This window comes from Nocardia albiluteola, from assembly GCF_018860155.1.
Taxonomy (GTDB): domain Bacteria; phylum Actinomycetota; class Actinomycetes; order Mycobacteriales; family Mycobacteriaceae; genus Nocardia; species Nocardia albiluteola.
This window is the reverse complement of record NZ_JAHKNI010000006.1, coordinates 422,004-440,564: the sequence shown is the minus strand read 5'-3', so window position 1 is coordinate 440,564 and position 18,561 is coordinate 422,004. Positions and strand designations below refer to the sequence as shown.

General features: G+C 68.7%; 19 protein-coding genes. 3 read left to right on the top strand and 16 right to left on the bottom strand.

The features are described 5' to 3' along the window. Nucleotides 1-159: 159 nt before the first annotated feature. Together tsf and rpsB are read right to left on the bottom strand one after the other, a co-directional pair. Nucleotides 160-984 (bottom strand): translation elongation factor Ts, encoded by an 825-nt coding sequence (tsf, locus tag KO481_RS20370; RefSeq protein ID WP_215918755.1) that lies wholly within the window; start codon nucleotides 982-984, stop codon nucleotides 160-162. A gap of 106 nt (nucleotides 985-1,090) precedes the next feature. Continuing rightward, entirely contained in the window at nucleotides 1,091-1,927 is an 837-nt protein-coding gene (gene rpsB / locus KO481_RS20365; protein ID WP_215918754.1) for a 30S ribosomal protein S2, read from the bottom strand. Between the two features lie 998 nt (nucleotides 1,928-2,925). On the opposite strand from rpsB, the gene KO481_RS43135 reads away from it, so the two are divergent. Continuing rightward, nucleotides 2,926-3,393, top strand: coding sequence for a M23 family metallopeptidase (locus KO481_RS43135; RefSeq protein ID WP_308166704.1), 468 nt, complete (start codon nucleotides 2,926-2,928; stop codon nucleotides 3,391-3,393). A gap of 83 nt (nucleotides 3,394-3,476) precedes the next feature. Here the strand turns inward: KO481_RS43135 and KO481_RS20355 are convergent, their stop codons facing one another. Next, nucleotides 3,477-4,241 carry a siderophore-interacting protein gene (locus tag KO481_RS20355; RefSeq protein ID WP_215918752.1) on the bottom strand — a complete coding sequence of 255 codons (765 nt, stop codon included), beginning with the start codon at nucleotides 4,239-4,241 and terminating at the stop codon, nucleotides 3,477-3,479. Nucleotides 4,242-4,506: 265 nt separating this feature from the next. On the opposite strand from KO481_RS20355, the gene KO481_RS20350 reads away from it, so the two are divergent. Beyond that, complete coding sequence (locus tag KO481_RS20350; protein WP_215918751.1) at nucleotides 4,507-5,022, top strand: DUF1990 domain-containing protein; 516 nt, start codon at nucleotides 4,507-4,509, stop codon at nucleotides 5,020-5,022. Nucleotides 5,023-5,268: 246 nt separating this feature from the next. On the opposite strand, the gene KO481_RS20345 is transcribed toward KO481_RS20350, so the two are convergent. From KO481_RS20345 to KO481_RS20290, 12 genes are all read right to left on the bottom strand, one after another. After that, nucleotides 5,269-6,192, bottom strand: coding sequence for a tyrosine recombinase XerC (locus tag KO481_RS20345; RefSeq protein WP_215918750.1), 924 nt, complete (start codon nucleotides 6,190-6,192; stop codon nucleotides 5,269-5,271). Nucleotides 6,193-6,288: 96 nt separating this feature from the next. Continuing rightward, nucleotides 6,289-6,588 (bottom strand): transposase, encoded by a 300-nt coding sequence (locus tag KO481_RS20340; RefSeq protein WP_504740216.1) that lies wholly within the window; start codon nucleotides 6,586-6,588, stop codon nucleotides 6,289-6,291. A gap of 96 nt (nucleotides 6,589-6,684) precedes the next feature. Beyond that, nucleotides 6,685-7,803: a DNA-processing protein DprA gene (gene dprA, locus KO481_RS20335; RefSeq protein ID WP_245401256.1), complete on the bottom strand. Its 1,119-nt coding sequence runs from the start codon at nucleotides 7,801-7,803 to the stop codon at nucleotides 6,685-6,687. 589 nt (nucleotides 7,804-8,392) lie between these two features. Further along, a complete protein-coding gene (locus KO481_RS20330; protein WP_215918748.1) occupies nucleotides 8,393-9,901 on the bottom strand; it encodes a YifB family Mg chelatase-like AAA ATPase in 1,509 nt (502 codons plus the stop codon). Next, nucleotides 9,901-10,257: a YraN family protein gene (locus tag KO481_RS20325; protein ID WP_215918747.1), complete on the bottom strand. Its 357-nt coding sequence runs from the start codon at nucleotides 10,255-10,257 to the stop codon at nucleotides 9,901-9,903. The genes KO481_RS20330 and KO481_RS20325 overlap by 1 nt, the downstream gene beginning before the upstream one ends. A gap of 177 nt (nucleotides 10,258-10,434) precedes the next feature. Continuing rightward, nucleotides 10,435-10,740 (bottom strand): DUF2469 domain-containing protein, encoded by a 306-nt coding sequence (locus KO481_RS20320; protein ID WP_011210678.1) that lies wholly within the window; start codon nucleotides 10,738-10,740, stop codon nucleotides 10,435-10,437. Between the two features lie 122 nt (nucleotides 10,741-10,862). Continuing rightward, the gene (locus KO481_RS20315; protein ID WP_308166714.1) at nucleotides 10,863-11,606 is read right to left on the bottom strand and encodes a ribonuclease HII; all 744 of its coding nucleotides are present in this window, start codon (nucleotides 11,604-11,606) and stop codon (nucleotides 10,863-10,865) included. Nucleotides 11,607-11,645: 39 nt separating this feature from the next. Beyond that, nucleotides 11,646-12,473, bottom strand: coding sequence for a signal peptidase I (lepB, locus tag KO481_RS20310; protein ID WP_215918746.1), 828 nt, complete (start codon nucleotides 12,471-12,473; stop codon nucleotides 11,646-11,648). A 106-nt stretch (nucleotides 12,474-12,579) separates the two neighbouring features. Beyond that, a complete protein-coding gene (gene rplS, locus KO481_RS20305; protein ID WP_040826229.1) occupies nucleotides 12,580-12,921 on the bottom strand; it encodes a 50S ribosomal protein L19 in 342 nt (113 codons plus the stop codon). A gap of 146 nt (nucleotides 12,922-13,067) precedes the next feature. After that, nucleotides 13,068-13,958: a hypothetical protein gene (locus tag KO481_RS20300; RefSeq protein ID WP_215918745.1), complete on the bottom strand. Its 891-nt coding sequence runs from the start codon at nucleotides 13,956-13,958 to the stop codon at nucleotides 13,068-13,070. A 240-nt stretch (nucleotides 13,959-14,198) separates the two neighbouring features. Then, nucleotides 14,199-16,763 carry a Tex family protein gene (locus tag KO481_RS20295; protein ID WP_308166703.1) on the bottom strand — a complete coding sequence of 855 codons (2,565 nt, stop codon included), beginning with the start codon at nucleotides 16,761-16,763 and terminating at the stop codon, nucleotides 14,199-14,201. 140 nt (nucleotides 16,764-16,903) lie between these two features. Beyond that, nucleotides 16,904-17,053, bottom strand: coding sequence for a hypothetical protein (locus tag KO481_RS20290; protein ID WP_215918744.1), 150 nt, complete (start codon nucleotides 17,051-17,053; stop codon nucleotides 16,904-16,906). Between KO481_RS20290 and KO481_RS20285 the strand changes: the two genes are divergently transcribed. Further along, entirely contained in the window at nucleotides 17,043-17,675 is a 633-nt protein-coding gene (locus tag KO481_RS20285) for a Rossmann-fold NAD(P)-binding domain-containing protein (protein WP_215918743.1), read from the top strand. The genes KO481_RS20290 and KO481_RS20285 overlap by 11 nt on opposite strands. A 105-nt stretch (nucleotides 17,676-17,780) precedes the next feature. Here the strand turns inward: KO481_RS20285 and trmD are convergent, their stop codons facing one another. Then, the gene (gene trmD, locus KO481_RS20280) at nucleotides 17,781-18,464 is read right to left on the bottom strand and encodes a tRNA (guanosine(37)-N1)-methyltransferase TrmD (RefSeq protein ID WP_215918943.1); all 684 of its coding nucleotides are present in this window, start codon (nucleotides 18,462-18,464) and stop codon (nucleotides 17,781-17,783) included. Between the last annotated feature and the right edge of the window lie 97 nt (nucleotides 18,465-18,561).

The following is an 18,561-nucleotide window of genomic DNA, read 5'->3' as shown; positions in this document are numbered from 1 at the left end:
CGGATGACGGCCCGCTCAAGGTGGGCCCGTCCCCGGTGAGTTACCCATGTGCTTACGAAATCAGTTGTCGTGTTGGCATAGAACAATGCCACAAGTGCCAATGAGCCCCTCACGCAGATCCTGTGCGCAAGGGGCCCATCGACTCGATCTTGGGCGAGCTTACGCCTGGCCGACCTCGAAGCGCGCGAAACGGGTCACGGTGACACCGGCCTCGTCCAGCAGCGCCTTGACGGTCTTCTTGTTGTCGGTGACCGACGGCTGCTCCAGCAGGACGACGTCCTTGTAGAAGCCGTTGACGCGACCCTCGACGATCTTCGGCAGGGCGGCCTCCGGCTTGCCCTCCTCCTTGGCGGTCGCCTCGGCGATCTCGCGCTCCTTGGCGACGAGCTCGGCCGGGACGTCCTCACGGGTGAGGTACTTGGCCTTGAGCGCGGCGACCTGCATGCCGGCGGCGCGAGCGGCCTCGGCGGCGCCCTCACCCTCGCCCTTGTACTCGACCAGCACGCCGACGGCGGGCGGCAGGTCGGTGGCGCGCTTGTGCAGGTAGGTCGCGACCGGGCCCTCGAAGGACACGACGCGGCGCAGCTCGAGCTTCTCGCCGATCCTGGCGGCCAGCTCCTGCACGGCCTGGTCGGCGGTCTTGCCACCCAGGTCGACGGTCTTCAACGCATCCAGGTCGGCCGGGCGCGACTTGGCGGCGGCGGCGAGGACGCCGGCGGCCAGCTCCTGGAACTCCGCGTTCTTGGCGACGAAGTCGGTCTCGGAGTTGATCTCGATCATGACGCCGTCCTGCGCGGCGACCAGGCCCTCGGCGGTGGAGCGCTCGGCGCGCTTGCCGACGTCCTTGGCGCCCTTGATGCGCAGGAACTCGACGGCCTTGTCGAAGTCGCCGGCGTTCTCCTCCAGAGCCTTCTTGCAGTCCATCATGCCGGAGCCGGTGAGCTCGCGGAGCCGCTTGACGTCAGCGGCGGTGTAGTTCGCCATCCTGGCGAGCCTCCTTCGGTGGGAGTGGGTGTCAGGTCTCTAGCGCCACCATGCCGACCGCTTCCGAACAGGAAGGGTCGGCACGGTGAAGTTCCGAGCGGAGTTTCTAGCTCTCGGCGGCCGCGGGCTCGGCGGCCGGAACTTCGGCGGCCTCGTCGGCGGCCGGAGTGGCCTGAGCCAGCAGTTCCTGCTCCCACTCGGCGAGCGGCTCGCCCGCGGCACCGGCCTCCGGCTTCGAGTCGCCACCGGCACGCGAGGCACGAGCCTGCACGCCCTCGGCGACGGCGGAGGCGACAACCTTGGTCAGCAGCGCGGCCGAGCGGATCGCGTCGTCGTTGCCCGGGATCGGGTAATCGACCAGGTCGGGGTCGCAGTTGGTGTCCAGGATCGCGATGACCGGGATGTTCAGCTTGCGAGCCTCGCCGACGGCGATGTGCTCCTTGTTGGTGTCGACGACCCAGATGGCGGAGGGGACCTTGGCCATGTCCCGGATGCCACCGAGGGTGCGCTCCAGCTTGTTCTTCTCACGCGTCAGCATGAGGATTTCCTTCTTGGTGCGACCCTCGAAACCGCCGGTCTGCTCCATCGACTCCAGCTCCTTCAGGCGCTGCAGCCGCTTGTGGACGGTCGAGAAGTTGGTGAGCATGCCACCGAGCCAGCGCTGGTTCACATACGGCATGCCGACGCGAGTGGCCTCGGCGGCGATGGACTCCTGCGCCTGCTTCTTGGTGCCGACGAACAGCACGGTGCCGCCGTGGGCGACGGTCTCCTTGACGAATTCGTACGCCTTGTCGATGTACGTCAGGGTCTGCTGCAGGTCGATGATGTAGATGCCGTTGCGGTCGGTGAAGATGAAACGCTTCATCTTCGGGTTCCACCGGCGGGTCTGGTGACCGAAGTGCGCGCCGCTGTCGAGCAGCTGCTTCATTGTTACGACAGCCATAGCTGCGTATCCCTCTTTCGTTGCTGGTTGCCACAGGGATCGGCGACCCCTGCCCTGGCGTCCACGGCCGCCGGACCCCGATAAGGGGACCAGCCGACGGCTCTTGCGCTGGACGCGCGAAGTCGGTCCGCGATGAGCGAACCGCGGAATCAGTCTACGAGCCCGCGGCCGGAAGTCCTAAACGGGGTGCTGCGGGACTGTTAACCCCAGGAGATGGGAAGCACGATTTATTCACATCCCGGGAGTTGTCCACACTCGCCGAAGAGGGCCTTTCGCGACACGAATACGCGATGCACGGTGTGGACATGAACGCACTCAGCACGAGGCGAGCACGCCACCGGGCCGATCGCGGACACCACCGCGCGTGCCCGGCGTACGGCTCGTTCAGGAGTGAACAACGCCCCGCTCGCAGCTACCACGAACTCGGCCTCGTCCGATTCGACCACGGTCGCCATTGCGCCGTACCCGATCGATACCGCACAGGTTCTGGTAGCCGCATCCGGCGGCACGAGGTGCGCGTCCGTACCCACACCGAGCACGGAAACTGGCCTATCCGGCACCATCCGCTCCCCGCCGACGGCGGTGCGATCGGCAACAGACACCACGGTCTGCCCGGATGCACGCATACCGATCGGAGACAGCGGCCGATGCGGGATTGCTCGCATCCTGCCGACCGTGGTCTCGACCACCGCGAGCGCACACTCGCTCACGGGACCGGCGGACGCGGCCCCCTCCGCATCCGATACCGATCGCAGTCCGGAGAAAACAGCCGTGACGGCGAGCCGCGCCATCCGCGCCCCCGCACATACGGCCCAGGGCGAAATCCGCACCGTTCGCATGCCCCCGGGCATGGTCCCCGCCGCGGCCGCCACCGTGCGCAGACTCGCCGGAGCCGACTGCATCGGATCACCGCAATCGTCTTCGGCTGGCTGCTGATTCCGGTCCTGTCCGCGACGCACGCCGATACGAGTACGGGCGGCCTCCACCGGCCGCCGGACGTGCGCCAGCCGGTCACGCGCCGATACGACGAACCGACCCGCCCGCACCCTGGAGGTTTCGGGTGGCCACTGCGGCCGCGGCCGCCGGTTGTGCGGCGGTTCGACATACCCCCGCACGATTGGCTGCCCGGGCATCGGGGAGTCGATCTCGGCGGCGTCGCGAGGCAGCCGGTCCTGGCGTCCGGGAACGGCGTGGTGGCGTTCGAGGGTGAGGTCGCCGGAAAACCGGTGGTATCGGTCGATCACCCCGGCGGGCTGCGCACCACATATGAGCCCGTGCGGGCGTCGGTTCCAGTGGGGCACAGGGTGGTTCGCGGCGAGGTGCTCGGCGCGCTGGAACCGGGACATCCCGGCTGCAGCACAGCCTGTCTGCACTGGGGGCTGCGGCGCGGGCGGGAGTATCTCGATCCACTCGGCCTCATCCACTTCGCGCCGCTACGACTCAAACCAGTGCGGCCGGACGGGTGACGAACCCGGGCGCCCTACACCGATTGCCGAAAGCCTCTGTGCTGCAATCATTCCCGGATGGACGCCGCGCGTTCTCCCAGCGGCTACCGGCGTGCGCCGACCGATTGACCCTCGCTTTCGGCAAGCTCGCGCTTCCACTGCCGGAAGGTCTCCTCGGTGCGCCCGCGGCGCCAATAGCCCGAGATCGAGGCACGATCCGCCGGGACGTTGCGCTCCTTGCGGATGTACGGGCGCAGGTTGTGCATGACGGCATGCGCCTCGCCATGAACGAAGACGTGGACCTGCCCCTCGCGCCACGGCTCGGCGCGCACCGCCTCGGCCAGCGCCGAGCCGGGCTCGCGATCACCGCGATGCACCCAGGTGAGCTCCACGCCGGCGGGGCGGGCGAAGTCCAATTCGTCCGAGGGACCGGCGACCTCGACGAAGACCCGGCCCACCGCCAGTTCCGGCAGCGCGGCACACGCGGCGGAGATGGCGGGCAGCGCCGATTCGTCACCGGCCAGCAGATGCCAATCGGCGTCGGAGCTGGGGGCGTAGGCGCCACCGGGGCCCGCGAGCTCCAGCGGATCGCCCGGCCTCGCGGCGGCGGCCCAGGGACCCGCAACACCCTCCTCGCCGTGGTAGACGAAATCGATCGCGATCTGCTCCAGCTCGGGATCGATCGAGCGGACCGTGTACGTGCGTGTGGTCTCGCCGTCCGGCCCCGGAAATTGCAGCTTGACATAGGCGTCGGTGAAGCCGTTGGGCTGGAATGCCGAGAACGCGGGGCCGCCCAGATGGACCCGGATCAGATGGTCGGTCAGGCGTTCGGTGCGCCGGACCACGAAGGAGAAACGGGTACGAGCCAAGGGACACCTCCATATTAGGGTTACCTAATAGACGATAACACGAAGTATCACCGATAGCTCGCGATATGTCTACGAAGACTAGTTCGGCAACTTCCGAAGTACCCGCTGTCGGTGCGCGGTACTTCCGGCCCGCGTCGACGAGGCCTCGCGTGGGCTCGCCCGAGAAGGCGGTCGGCCGGCTCGCTTACGCCTGCGGTCGAGGTCGTGAGCGAGCCCACGACCGAAGCAGTGACCTTGCGTCGTCGGCGTGAGCCAGGATGGACGCATGCCGCACGAACCCGACGTCCCGCCCTTCACCTATTCCGAAACCGGCTGCACCAATGGTGAATTCCCGCCCGGCTATCACCAGTTCCGGCTGCGGCGGCCGATCGGCACGGGCCGGCCCCTGTTCGACTCGGCCGCCGAGCAGATCCTGGCGTACCGGATGCAGCGCGGGACCGGCATCTTCGACTCCGCGAGCGCACCGGCCGCGGCCCCGGGCACGGCTCTGACCGTCCGCCTGGGCATCGGCCCCGTCGCGATCACCGCACCCTGCCGCGTCGTCTATGTGCTGAATGAACCGGATCGCCGCGGCTTCGCCTACGGCACACTGCCCGGCCACCCCGAGATCGGCGAGGAACTGTTCGCCGTGGAGTACGAAGCGACCACTGATACCGTCTACGGCCTGGTCGCGGCCTTCTCTCGCCCAGGCGCCTGGTACGCCCGGTTGGGCGGACCGGTCACCCGGCTGCTGCAGCGCTACATCGCCGGAAAATACATCGATACAATCCGGCCGAGCTGACCGGCAGACATCTCAGCGGAGAATTCCTGACCTCCGGTGGTCCGATACTCGGCGCAGATGCAAAGCCGCCCAGGCGGTCCTCGCACTCAGCCGAGAAGCCCAGCCGCCCAGGCACTTCCAGCGTGCGGATCGGCGCAGTTCACATCACACTCGGAATCCGGCAGTGGGTGCAGGCTCCGGCGCCGACGGACTGGCATCCACGATCACGCACCCTGCCGGCCGCTCGCATTCGGCCGTGGATTCCGCTCAGGCTCGGGGATGGGCCTGGTCGTGGACCTTCTTGAGGCGCTCGATGGAGACGTGGGTGTAGAGCTGTGTGGTCGCCATGCTGGCATGACCGAGCAGTTCCTGCACGATGCGCAGATCCGCCCCGCCCTCGAGCAGATGTGTCGCCGCAGTGTGGCGCAACCCGTGCGGACCCATGTCCGGCGCACCGGGAATTGCCGAAACTACCTCGTGCACTACGGTTCTGGCCTGACGCTGGTCGAGCCGGCGACCGCGGCGGCCGAGCAACAGCGCCCGCCCCGATTCGGCATTCGCGAAGTCCGGGCGGCCCGATCGCAGCCAGTCCCGAAGTGCCTCATCGGCGGGTCCCCCGAACGGGACGGCGCGTTCCTTGTTGCCCTTGCCGAGCACCCGGACCAGGCGGCGCTCCGAATCGATGTCGTCGATGTCCAGCCCGCACAGCTCGCTCACCCGGATCCCGGTGGCATACAGCAGCTCCACGATCAGCCGATCGCGCAGAGCCATCGGATCCTGTTGCGCCGCACCCGACTGCGCCGCATCCATCGCCGCGGCGGCCTGCTCGCGCCCCAGTACCGCGGGCAGTACCCGGTGTGCCCGAGCCGACCCCAGGCGCGGGCCGGGATCGACGGCCAGCCGCCCGGTGTGGGTCAGCCAGGCGGTAAAGGTGCGCGCCGCCGAAGCCCGCCGCGCCATGGTCGTGCGCGCCGCCCCGGATCCGGACTGCTCGGCCAACCAGGACCGAAGCAACGCCACATCGATTTCCCCCACCCCGGAATCCGCTGCCCGAGAACACAAGTGCGCCAGTAGCGACCGCGCATCGGCCACATAGGCCCGCGCGGTGTGCGCCGACCTGTTCCGCCCGAGCCGCAGATGCCGCCCGAACTCCTCGAGCAGGGCCTCCAGATCCTCGGGCAACGCGTCCATACCCTCCACGGTCACCGCACCGGCCGCAATCGGCAAGTTCCCGCGCCGTACAGGCAGGCAGGCCGGTTGCCTTCCCACGTCGGTTGCGGAGCGGTCTCACACCATCTCCGCAGGCGAGAACCGCGGTCGATCGCCACCACTGTGCGCCCGTACCAGTCCGCCTTGTATTCCAGCATCGATCGCACGCGCCACACTGTGATCGCGGACCATGTTCCGCAGATTCAAGTCCTCGATCGCCACAACTTGGTTTTCGTTGATCAATCGGGTCGAGAGCTTGTGCAGGTGGTCATGACGCCGGTCGACAATGCGGGCGTGGATACGAGCGACTTTCGGTCGGACCTTCGCACGATCCCTCGAGCTCTTCTGCTTTCGAGACAGGGCGCTGTCCCCCGACACTGTCACCGGCGACGGCAATTCGCCCTCTGGCAGGGGACGCGACCACCGGGCCTCCGAGTCACCCCCGAATCGGCCGCTTTCACCCTCTGAAGGCCATTACGGCCCTGCGCGCGACGCGATCCTGAACCAGCCGGAGTGGTCCGAGCCGACCAGGCCCGCTAGCTCCAGGGCCGCGAGCACCGCACGCACGCTCGCCGGCTCCAGGTCGCACTGCTGCACCAGCTCCATCGGCAGCCGCGAGCCAATTGCGGGAAGTGCCGCGTAGATCAACGCCTCGACGCCGGACAGCGAGTCGCCCGGACTCGGGCGAGGGTCGCCGGGCAGTGACAGGCGCAACGGGCCGGCCTCGTCGATGATCTCCTCGGCGCGGCTGACCAGTAACGCTTCCCCCTCACGAATCATGCGATGACACCCCACCGAGGTCGACGAGGTAACCGGTCCTGGTACGGCCAGCGCCGGGCGGCCCAGGCGGCGAGCCCATTTCACGGTGTTACGCGCGCCGCTACGCAGCCCCGCCTCGACAACCAGTACACCGTCGGCGAGTGCGGCGATGAGCCGATTCCGGGCCAGAAAGTGCTCCTTGCGAGCGGCCACGCCGGGCGGATATTCGCTCAGGACGAGCCCGGCATCGGCGATCTCGGCCAGCAGTTGCGCATGTGCCGCCGGATAGGGCCGATCGACGCCGCACGCCAGCACCGCGATCGTCGGCGCCCCCGAGGCGAGTGCCGCACGATGAGCGGCGCCGTCGACCCCGAAGGCCGCGCCCGAGACAATTGTCCACCCGCGCGCCGCGAGGTCGCCGGTGATCTGCCCGGTCACCAGCTCGCCGTAGCCGGTGCTGCACCGCGAGCCCACCACCGCCAGGGCCTGCTCGCTGGAGCCCAGCAGCGACAGCGGTCCCCGTGCCCACAGCACCAGCGGCGTCGACGCGTCCTTGTCGCGCCCCGGGTCGAGCTGGCTCAACCCGAGCAGACGCCACGCGGGCCACTCCGGATCGTCCGGGGTGATCACCCGCCCGCCCAGTCGCGCCATGGCATTCACATCTCTTTCGGCGCAGTCGATCCCACGACGCCGCTCGGTCGGCCCCCGCAACGACTCCGGCAGATCGCACTCGCGCACGGCCCGCGCCGCCTCGACGACTCCGATCTGTTCGATCAGTGCCGACAGCGCCGCGCACGGCCCCTGGACCACCCGCGAGAGGTACACCCACGCCAGCAGCCGCTCGTCATCCACGGACGGGAGAAACACCGTCACCGGCAGCTCCGCAACCGCACCCCCGGCCGTCGCGGCATCAACGCCGACGGAATCGTCGGCGGCGTCGAAACCCGCACCCGCGCAATCCCGCAAACCGACAGCGGACCCCTCGGTATCCGTCGGCACCCGATAACCGTCCGCGGGATGGGCCGCCGCGATCGTCTCCGGATGGGCCGATGTGCTCTCCGCGGCGCTGGTCACCGCTTCCTCAGACATTGCCAGCCCTCCCATTCGGTAATGCGCCGAATCGCGACAGCCGGCCTTCCGTAGACGCCGCGTGTCGTATTCCGAAGTGCCACCGGCTGATCCGCTCCGACGCGCGGTCGCTCGTCCGCGCCTGTGCCCGGTAACAGCGGGCCGCGCCTGGACCTTGCACTGACAACTCGATCGCAAACACAGCTCCCCACCGCCCGCTCCCGGCGCAAAACAGCTCGCCACCATCCATTCCCGACAGCCCGCCACCGCCCGTTCCGGCGCAAACACAGCTGGCCACTGCGCGTTCCCGGCGTCAGCACCGCTCGCAGCCCATCGGCGGGCTCGCCGCACGCACTCATGCCGCACCTCGCTGACGGAAGTTCAGCGCCTGCATGACATCCTGCGTGTTCGGCACCTCTCCCCCGCGCAAGTCGCAAATAGTCCAGGCAACTCTGATGGCTCTATCTGCGCCTCGGGCCGACATCCGGCCCAGCCGCAGGGCGTTCTCCACCGGGACCAGCGCCTCGGTCGGCAGCCGGAAGCGCTGGCGCAGAGTGTGTCCGGGCACCTCGGCGTTCGTTCTCCAGCCGTACTCCTGCCAGCGCTCCGCGGCCGCACGGCGCGCCAACTCGACCCGCCCGCGGACCACCGCGCTGCTCTCGGCCGCCGCGGCGGCGAACGCACCGGCGGCCTGACCGTGCATCTGGCACCAGATATCGATCCGATCCATCAGCGGCCCCGACAATTTGCCGAGATAGCGCCGCCTGGCCAGCGGCGCGCAGATGCAGTCGACATCGCGAGCGGGGGCGCACGGGCAGGGATTGGCGGCCAGGATCAGTTGGAAGCGGGCCGGATACCGAGCCACGCCGTCGCGGCGGGCAATGCGAATCTCACCCTCCTCCAACGGAGTTCGCAACGCCTCGAGCACCTTCGTGCCGATCTCGGCGCATTCGTCGAGGAACAGCACCCCGCGGTGCGCGCGGCTCACCGCGCCCGGACGGGCCGAGCCGGACCCACCTCCGACCATCGCCGTCACCGACGTCGAATGATGTGGGGCGACGAAGGGCGGGATGGTGATCAGCGGATGGTCGCCGGGCAGTGTGCCTGCCACTGAATGAATCGCGGTGACCTCCAGCGCCTCCCGCTCGCTCAGTGGCGGCAGCAGCCCCGGAAGCCGTTGCGCCAGCATTGTTTTACCGATCCCGGGTGGACCGGTGAGCAGGACATGGTGGCCTCCGGCCGCGGCCACCTCCAGCGCCCATCGCGCCTCGTCCTGCCCGACCACCTCGTCGAGATCGTCGCCGGTACGGGCGCACGAGGGCAGAGCGCCATCGGGTTTGCGCAGCTGTCCCTCGCCGCGCAGCCAGTCGATGAGCTCGCGCAGGGTTGCCACACCGAGGACGGTGATTCCGTCGACCAGCCCGGCCTCCGCGAGTGCGGATTCGGGTACCACCGCCGTCGTCCGGCCCGCACCGCGCGCGGCCAGCACCGCGGGCAGCACCCCGCGGGCCTGCCGCACCCGGCCGTCGAGGGCTAGCTCGCCCAGCAGCACCGTGCCTTCCGGGCGCGCGGAGGGGATCGCGCCGCCCGCGTCCAGGACCGCCGCGGCCAACGCCAGGTCATACACGCTGCCGATCTTCGGCAGCGTCGCCGGGGACAACGCCAGGATCACTCGCCCGTCGGGCCATTTCTCCCCGGAGTTCTGCACCGCGGCGCGCACCCGATCCCGCGATTCCTGCAGGGTGGTGTCGGGCAGGCCGACCAGATGCACCGACGGCAGGCCCTGTCCGATATCCGCCTCGATCTCGACCAGCTGCCCGTCCACTCCGGTCACCGCCACCGAGAAGGCCCGGCCCAGCACCATCAGAACACCGCCTTCAGGTGCTCCAGGACCGGCTCGCGGGCCGGTGCGAGCAGCACCGACACCACATCGAAGCGGATGTGCCGCCACGGCCCGGCCTGCTCGTGCAGCCACAGCAGCGCCAGCCTGCGGATGCGCTGCTGTTTGGTGAAGGTCACCGCCTCGGCCGGGGTGCCGAATCCGCATCCTGAGCGGGTCTTCACCTCGACGAAGGCGGTAACCTCCGCATCCCGGACAATCAGATCCAGCTCGCCGTAGCGGCAACGCCAGTTCCGCTCGACGATCTCCATGCCGGCCGACTGCAGAAACTCCGCGGCCAGCTCTTCCCCGTGTGCGCCGAGCGCCAGATTATGTGCCACCCGGCCAGCTTGGCGTTGGCCTGTACCGGCCCCCTGCGGGCGACCTGCGGAAACAGAAAGCCTGTGGAAAGCCTTGCGGCTGTGGACAACACGGCGCCGACACGCGGATCGCCCGTCGAGCCGCACCCGGTCGAACGATGCGCGGCGCCCCGGCTCGGCCGGCAGCGCCGCCCACGTCTACTCCGGCAGGCGAAGGTCCGGCTTCTCCAGCTCCTCGATGTTCACGTCCTTGAAGGTGATGACGCGAACGTGTTTGACGAACCGCGCCGGACGGTACATGTCCCACACCCAGGCATCGGACATGCGCACTTCGAAGTAGACCTCACCGTCGGCGTTCTGCGGTCGCAGTTCGACAGAATTGGCCAGGTAGAAGCGGCGTTCGGTCTCCACCACGTACGAGAACTGACCGACGATGTCCTTGTACTCCCGATACAACGAGAGTTCCATCTCGGTTTCGTACTTCTCGAGGTCCTCAGCACTCATGCCTCCACCTCGCTAGCGCTCGGCTCCGGCATGAGCGCTGAAAGCGCTGTGCCTATGCTTCGCTCGCTGCGCTCGCTCATCTGGTGGAAAGTCCTCCCTCTCTCGCCGATCGTGTGCAGATATCATCTCGCATGCGCGCGAGCGGGGGCCACCCGCCTCACCCCGGGCGATTCCGGTTCCGCCGCCCCGACTTCCACGCCGTCGGTCGAGCGTACGTTCCGCCAGCTCCGGCGATGCTCGCTGCTGGGCCCCAGACGATTCAGCGCCGCAAGATGCTCGGGCGTGTTGTAACCCTTGTGCGCGGCGAATCCGTAGCCGGGCAGCCGTTGATCGAGTTCGACCATCATCCGGTCCCGGGTGACCTTGGCCAGGATGCTGGCCGCCGCGATGCACGCCGCGCTCGCGTCGCCGCCGATCACCGGCAGCGAGGGCACCACGATCCCGGGCACCCGGAATCCGTCGGTCAGCACGTAGCCGGGCCGCTGTTCGAGGCCCGCGACCGCCCGCCGCATGCCCTCGATATTGGCGACGTGAATGCCGATGGCGTCGATCTCCCAGGCCGGGATCACCACCACCCGGTAGGCCAGTGCGCGCCGCTGAATAATCGGAAACAGCTGCTCACGAGTCGTCTCGGACAGCTTCTTGGAGTCGTCGAGCCCGGCCAGCGAGTCGTAGGCCTTGGGTGCCAGCAGGCAGGCCGCCACGACGAGGGGGCCCGCACAGCAGCCCCGCCCTGCCTCGTCGACGCCGGCCACCGGCCCGAGTCCACTGCGAATCAGCGCCGCCTCGAGAGTGCGCAGGCCCGCCGCCCTGCGCATCACCACCCGCGGCGGCCAGTCTCCGGGACGATGCCCGTTGCGCGCCACTGCACCCACAGTTCGATTATCCTTCGCGCCCCGGCGGTCTCAGTTCCTCTGGGGGTCCTGGGCCCGCACCGGCCCGATCCGTCCCGGCGGCCAGATCTTGAAGACCGCCTTGCCGCGCACGTCCTTGATCGGCACGGTCCCGGACAGCTCGTCGTCGACGTGGGCGCGCGAATCGGCGGATTCGTTGCGGTTGTCGCCCATCACCCACAGATTGCCGTCGGGCACCTTGATCGGGCCGAATTCGCGGCCGACGGGATTGATCGACAGGCCCATCGGGGTCTTGACCGCGAACGGCAGGCCGGGCTGATACGGATCGAGGTAGTGGGCGTACGGCTCGTCCAGCGGTTTGCCGTCGACCTCCACGCGACCCTGCGCATCGCAGCACTGCACCGTTTGGCCACCGACCGCGATTACGCGCTTGACCAGGTCGTTCTCGTCCGGCGGCACCAGGCCGAAGAAGGAGAAGAAATTCTGGATGCCGCGCACGACCGTATTGGTGGAGCGGTTCGAGTGGTAGTCGCTGTTCCAGGAACCGGTCGGACCGACGAAGACCACCACGTCACCCGGCTTCGGATCGCCGAAATCGTAGCTGAGCTTCTCCACGTAGATCCGGTCCCCGGTACAGCCCGGACAGCCGTGCAACGTGGGCTCCATCGACTGCGAGGGGATCACGTACGGACGACCGATGAACGTCACCACCAGCGCCGCGATCACCGCCGCGATCACGATGAGGATCGGCAACTCCTGCCAGAACGGGCGCTGCTTCTTCTGCTTCTTCGCCCGGGACCGCCGACGACGCGGCGCGGCATCACCCACACTGTCTTCGTCCAAGCCGGCCACCCTCACCGAGTCGATGTCGTCTGCCACGCCGAACAGGTTATCCCGACAACCCGGCAAACGTTGACCGGGCCACGGATACACGAAACCCCCGGGCCGATGGACCGGGGGTTCGTACCGACGCGGAGCGCGAAGCTCAGCGCTTCTCCTTGATCTTGGCGGCCTTGCCGCGCAGATCACGCAGGTAGTACAGCTTGGCCCGGCGGACATCACCGCGGGTCACCACATCGATGTGGTCGATGTTGGGGCTGTGCACCGGGAAGGTGCGCTCGACACCGACGCCGAAGGAGACCTTGCGGACCGTGAAGGTCTCGCGGATGCCGCCACCCTGACGCCGGATCACGGCGCCCTTGAAGACCTGGATGCGCTCCTTGTTGCCTTCGATAACCTTCACGTGCACGTTGATGGTGTCACCGGGCCGGAAGTCCGGGACGTCGCTGCGCAGCGACTTTTCATCGACAAAGTCGAGGGTGTTCATTTCCGTCCTTTGGAGTTCGCGCGAACAGAGGAACCTGGCGGCGCGCAGTCTGCGCTCGACCGGTTCGTGCTCCGGATATGGGCGGTGCGCTGGGCAGAATTCGCCCAGGCAACCCGAGTATTGTGCCAGATCGGCTCGGCCGATCGTTAATCGGGTCCGTGACCGGGCCGTCGCGGAGCGGCCATGTGCGGAAGCAAGGGGCCGAGCGGGTGCGGGGGCGCGGGCACCACCGTACGGGCCAGCTCTTCCTCCGCCGCCCACCGCATGTGTTCGACGACATTCGGCTTACCGGCGACAAGGTCCTGCACGAAGATCTTGGCCCGGATCACCGGCCGGCGGTACCGGCGTTCACGCCGGATCGACCGTTGCATCAAACGGGGTCGCCCGGCATATCGCCAGCGTGCCCACGGCGCCCCGGGCCGGCTCAGCCGCAGCGCACCGACGAAAAGCAGCGGCAGGAAGAACATTCCGAACAGCCCGGTCCAGATCTTGCCCTTGGCGATGACGATCGCCGCGAGGGCCAGATTCACGAACGCGAACAGGCTGATGAAGGTGCGGCCCAGAGGGCTGTGATCGTGCCAGATACCGCCGATGTCAAGCAGCCAGAGCGGATGAAAGCCGAGCAGCAGCAGACCGGTGACCGCCAGCGCCACGAATACCGCGTCCACCGAGGTGCGGCCCTGCTCCTCCCAGTAGACATCGCGCAGGTAGTAGATGAGCGCGAACTCGTCGAGCACCAGGGCCGCACCGAGGCCGAACACCGACGACAGCGCGCTCACCGCGCCCAGGCCGCTGCTGTACATCGTGACCAGTCCGATTCCCGACAGCAGCACCAGCACCACGCCGAACACCATGTGGTGGATGTGCACGTCGCCCGCGCGCACGTTGCCGGGCCACCAGCGCACCTGCTTGCGGATCAGCCGCACGGACAGGCGGATCAGCAGGAAGCCGACGATGAATCCGAGCAGGAAACACAGCAGCGGCAGCCGGCCGTGCGCGACCACGGTGTCCTCCAGCCACCGTCGCAAGTAAGCCATCTCCACCTCGCCTCCCCGCTCGCGCCACCTCGCGAGTCGGATCCCACAGCCACATTGTGCAGGAACCAGCTGTGCCGCCCGGTGAACTACGGCCGACCTTGCGCCGCCACCCGGGCATCGAGCAGAAGCAGGGCGCCGCCGAACAGCGCTTCTGCCCCGCACGTCAGCGCGCAAACCTCATCCGGCGCGAATGTCACGATCCGCCACCCGGATTCCATCGTTACGACCGAATCCGGCTGGCTACTTCCCGAATCCGGCCCGGCGCAACGCGTCGGCCATCGAACCGGTGGGCTCGGGGGCATTGCGGCGCTGCGAGTTGCGATCCTGCCCACTGCGGCCCTGGCCGCCCTGGCCGCCCTGGCCGCCCTGGCCGCCCTGGCCGCCCTGGCCGCCCTGGCCGCCCTGGCCGCCCTGGCCGCCCTGGCCGCCCTGGCCGCCTTGGCCTCCGCGGCCACCCTGCCCGCCGCGGCCCTGGCCTCCGCGCCCCTGACCGCCCTGCCCCTGCTGGCGCGGGTTGCCGCCGCCGCGCTGGCCCTGCTGCCGCGGGCGCGAATCGCCCTTGTCCGGTTTGCCGGGCTCATCGTCCAGCCGCAACGACAGTCCGATGCGCTGCCGGGCCACGTCGACCTCGAGTACCTTGACCTTCACCACGTCGCCGGACTTGACGACCTCGCGCGGGTCCTTGACGAAATTGTGCGACATGGCCGACACGTGCACCAGCCCATCCTGATGGACGCCGATGTCGACGAAGGCGCCGAAGGCGGCCACATTGGTGACCACGCCCTCGAGCACCATGCCGGGCTGCAGGTCGGCAACCTTCTCGATACCCGCGGCGAACTCGGCGGTCTTGAACTCCGGGCGCGGGTCTCGGCCCGGCTTCTCCAGCTCGGAAATGATGTCGGTGACGGTGGGGACTCCGAAACGCTCGTCGGTGAAATCCGCGGGGCGCAGCGAGCGCAGCACCGCGGTGTTGCCGATGAGTTCGGCCACACCGCGACCGGTGGACTCGAGCATCCGGCGCACCACCGGATAGGACTCCGGATGCACCGCCGAGGTGTCCAGCGGGTCGTCCCCGCCGCGGATGCGCAGGAAGCCCGCACACTGCTCGAAGGCCTTGGGACCCAGCCGCGGCACCTTCAGCAGGGCGCTGCGACTGCCGAACGGACCGTTCTGATCGCGATGCGCCACAATGGATTCCGCCACCGACGCCGCGATGCCCGACACCCGCGAGAGCAGCGGTACCGAGGCGGTGTTGACATCGACGCCGACCGCGTTCACCGCGTCCTCGACGACCGCGCCCAGCGACCGGGCCAGCAGTGTCTCCGAGACGTCGTGCTGGTACTGGCCGACGCCGATGGACTTGGGGTCGATCTTCACCAGCTCGGCGAGCGGATCCTGCAGACGTCGCGCGATGGAGACGGCGCCCCGCAACGAGACGTCCATGTCGGGTAGTTCCTGCGAGGCGTACGCGGAGGCGGAGTACACCGAGGCCCCGGCCTCGGACACCACGATCTTGGTGGGCTTGTTCTCCGGGATCCGGGAAATCAGCTCCGTGGCCAGGGCGTCGGTCTCCCGCGAGGCGGTGCCGTTACCGATGGCGATCAGCTCCACGTTGAACCGGGCGACCAGCGCGGCGAGCACGGCCAGGGACTTCTCGGTCTGCCCCTGCGGCTTGTGCGGGTAGATGACCTCGGTGGCCACGGCCTTGCCCGTGCTGTCCACCACCGCCACCTTGACCCCGGTGCGGTATCCGGGATCCAGGCCCATCGTGGCGCGCGTGCCCGCGGGCGCGGCCAGCAGCAGATCGCGCAGATTGGTGGCGAACACGTCGACCGCGTCCTTCTCGGCGGACTGCCGCAGCCGCATCCGGATATCGATGCCGAGGCTGACCTGCAGCTTGGTCCGCCACGCCCAGCGCACGGTGTCCAGCAGCCAAGTGTCGGCGGCGCGGCCCTGATCGGCGATGACGAACTTCAGCGCGATCCGGCCCTCGTAGATCGTGCGCTCGCCCTCGGCGAGTTCTTCCGCGTCGGACTCGAGGTGCAGGGTCAGCACCTCCTCCTTCTCCCCGCGCAGCAGGGCCAGGATGCGGTGCGAGGGCAGCTTGTCGAACGGCTCGCTGAACTCGAAGTAGTCGGCGAACTTCGCCCCGGCCTCTTCCTTGCCGGCGCGCACCCGCGAGCTGACCTGCCCGCGATTCCACATCAGCTCACGCAGCTCGCCCACGAGATCGGCGTCCTCGGCGAAGCGCTCCACCAAGATCGCGCGGGCACCCTCGAGCTGGTCGGCGGTGTACTGCGCCGGATCGGTGGTCGGGTCGCCGATCAGCGCGTCGGCGACCGGCTCGTGCCCGGCCTCGCGCGCGATCTGGGCCTTGGTGCGCCGCTTCGGCTTGTAGGGCAGGTAGATGTCCTCGAGGCGGGCCTTGGTCTCGGCCAGCATGATCTGCTGCTCCAGCGCGGCGTCCAGCTTGCCCTGGCCTCGAACGGATTCCAGGATCGAGGCCCGGCGCTCGTCGAGCTCGCGCAGGTAGTGCAGCCGCTCCTCCAGCTGGCGCAGCTGCGCGTCGTCCAGGCCGCCGGTGACCTCCTTGCGGTACCGGGCGATGAACGGAACGGTGGACCCGCCGTCGAGCAGTTCGACCGCGGCGCGTACCTGTTCGTCGCGCACGTTGAGCTCGGTGGCGAGGCGGCGGCCGACGCTGGCTAGGTGGACCGTCGCTGTTCCTGCCGGAGCCGCGGGCGCGGCGCTGCCGGTCTCGGCGCTGGCCGTTTTGGTGCTGACGGGTTCGGAGGCTGTCGTCACGCCCGCAGACACTACCGTCGCCCTCCGACAGCAAACCAGGGTGCCGCGCCGCCGCGCCGCGCGGCCGCACCCCTTTCCGCCCATCGCACGCCGTTCCGGTTGCGAAATCCACGCTCCCCCAGCGCAATTGCCCGACGCGACTACGCGCGCCGAATCGCGGCGCGCAGATACCCCAGCAGGTCGTCGACGAGGTCGGCCGGATCGGCGCGCGCCTTTCCGTCGGCGGCCAGTTCGATCGACTCGGACGACCAGCTGCCGAACCAGGCCGAGATCGACGCGGTGATCAGCAATGCGGCCGTGGTTGCGGACCTGCGGGACCACACCGCCGAGGGCATCCAGCGCACGCTGGCCACCAACCACCTGGCGCCCTACTTGCTGTTGCGGCTGCTCGGCGAATCCCTCGCGGCGGCTGGGCGATCCGCGCGCCTGGTGGTCGTCGGCGCATCACCCACCGCACTACGCCGCGTACCGGTGCGCCTGGACGATCTGGGGTTTGCGAACGAACATCCGCACGGCGTCCCACCCAGCTTCCGCCCGTTCGTGGCCTATGGCCGCACCAAGAATATGAACGCGATGTTCGTCTACAGCCTGGCGCGCCGGTTGGCGGGCTGCGGCGTCACGGTCAACGGGGCGCATCCGGGCATCATCCGCAACACCGGACTCGCCCGGGACTCCGCGAAAGGTCTGTTTCGTGTATTCGGATGGACGCAATGGGTCAATCCGTTCCTGCCCGGTCCGGACGCGGGCGCGGACACCCCCGTGTGGCTGGCGACGGCCGCCGAACTCGAGGGCGTTACGGGACGATTCTTCGTGCGCCGCAAGGAGGTTCGCACGGCGCCGCATACCACCGACGACGCTCGCCAGGACTTGCTCTGGCACGAGAGTGCCCAACTTGTCGGACTGCCTGGTTGATTCGTCGCGCGGGATATCGCGGCGCACAGAGTCCACCGCGATCACACGACGGCATTGCGGCACACCGGAATACCGCCGCTATATCCGAGGGCGGGCCGTGGGTACCTACTCGGGCGGGAGCAGGTCGGGGCGGCGCTCCCGGGTGCGGGCCAGTGACTGCTCGCGACGCCAGGCATCGATCTTGGCGTGGTTGCCCGACAGCAGGATCTCCGGAACGTCCAGCCCGCGCCAGCTGACCGGACGGGTATAACTCGGCCCCTCGAGCAGCCCGTCGGAGAACGAATCCTGTTCGTGGGACTGCCGATTGCCCAGGACGCCCGGGCGCAGGCGGACCACGGCCTCGGCCATCACCAGTACCGCGGCCTCGCCGCCGATCAGCACGTAGTCGCCGATGCTGACCTCCTCGACCCGCACCCGGCGCGAGGCATCATCGAAGACTCTTTGATCGATGCCCTCGTAACGACCGCAGGCGAAGACGAGATGCCGCTCACCGGACCATCTCTGGGCGGTGGCCTGCGTGAACGGGACTCCGGCGGGGGTGGGCACCACCAGGAGGGCGTCGTCGGGGCAGACCTCGTCGAGCGCGTCACCCCACACGGTGGGCTTCATGACCATCCCCGGGCCGCCGCCGTAGGGGGAATCATCCACGGCCTTGTGCACGTCGTGGGTCCAGCGACGCAGATCGTGGACTCCCACCTCGACCAGGCCCTTGTCGATGGCCTTGCCCAATAGCGCCGTCCGCAGGGGCTCCAGGTACTCGGGGAAGATCGTGATTACGTCCAGGCGCAGCGGCCCGGGTGCGGATTCGGTCGAGGATGCCGCCCCGGACTCGCCCGCCGCCTCGTGACCCGGCGCCGCGTCACGTGGTTCGGCGAATCCGTCGCTC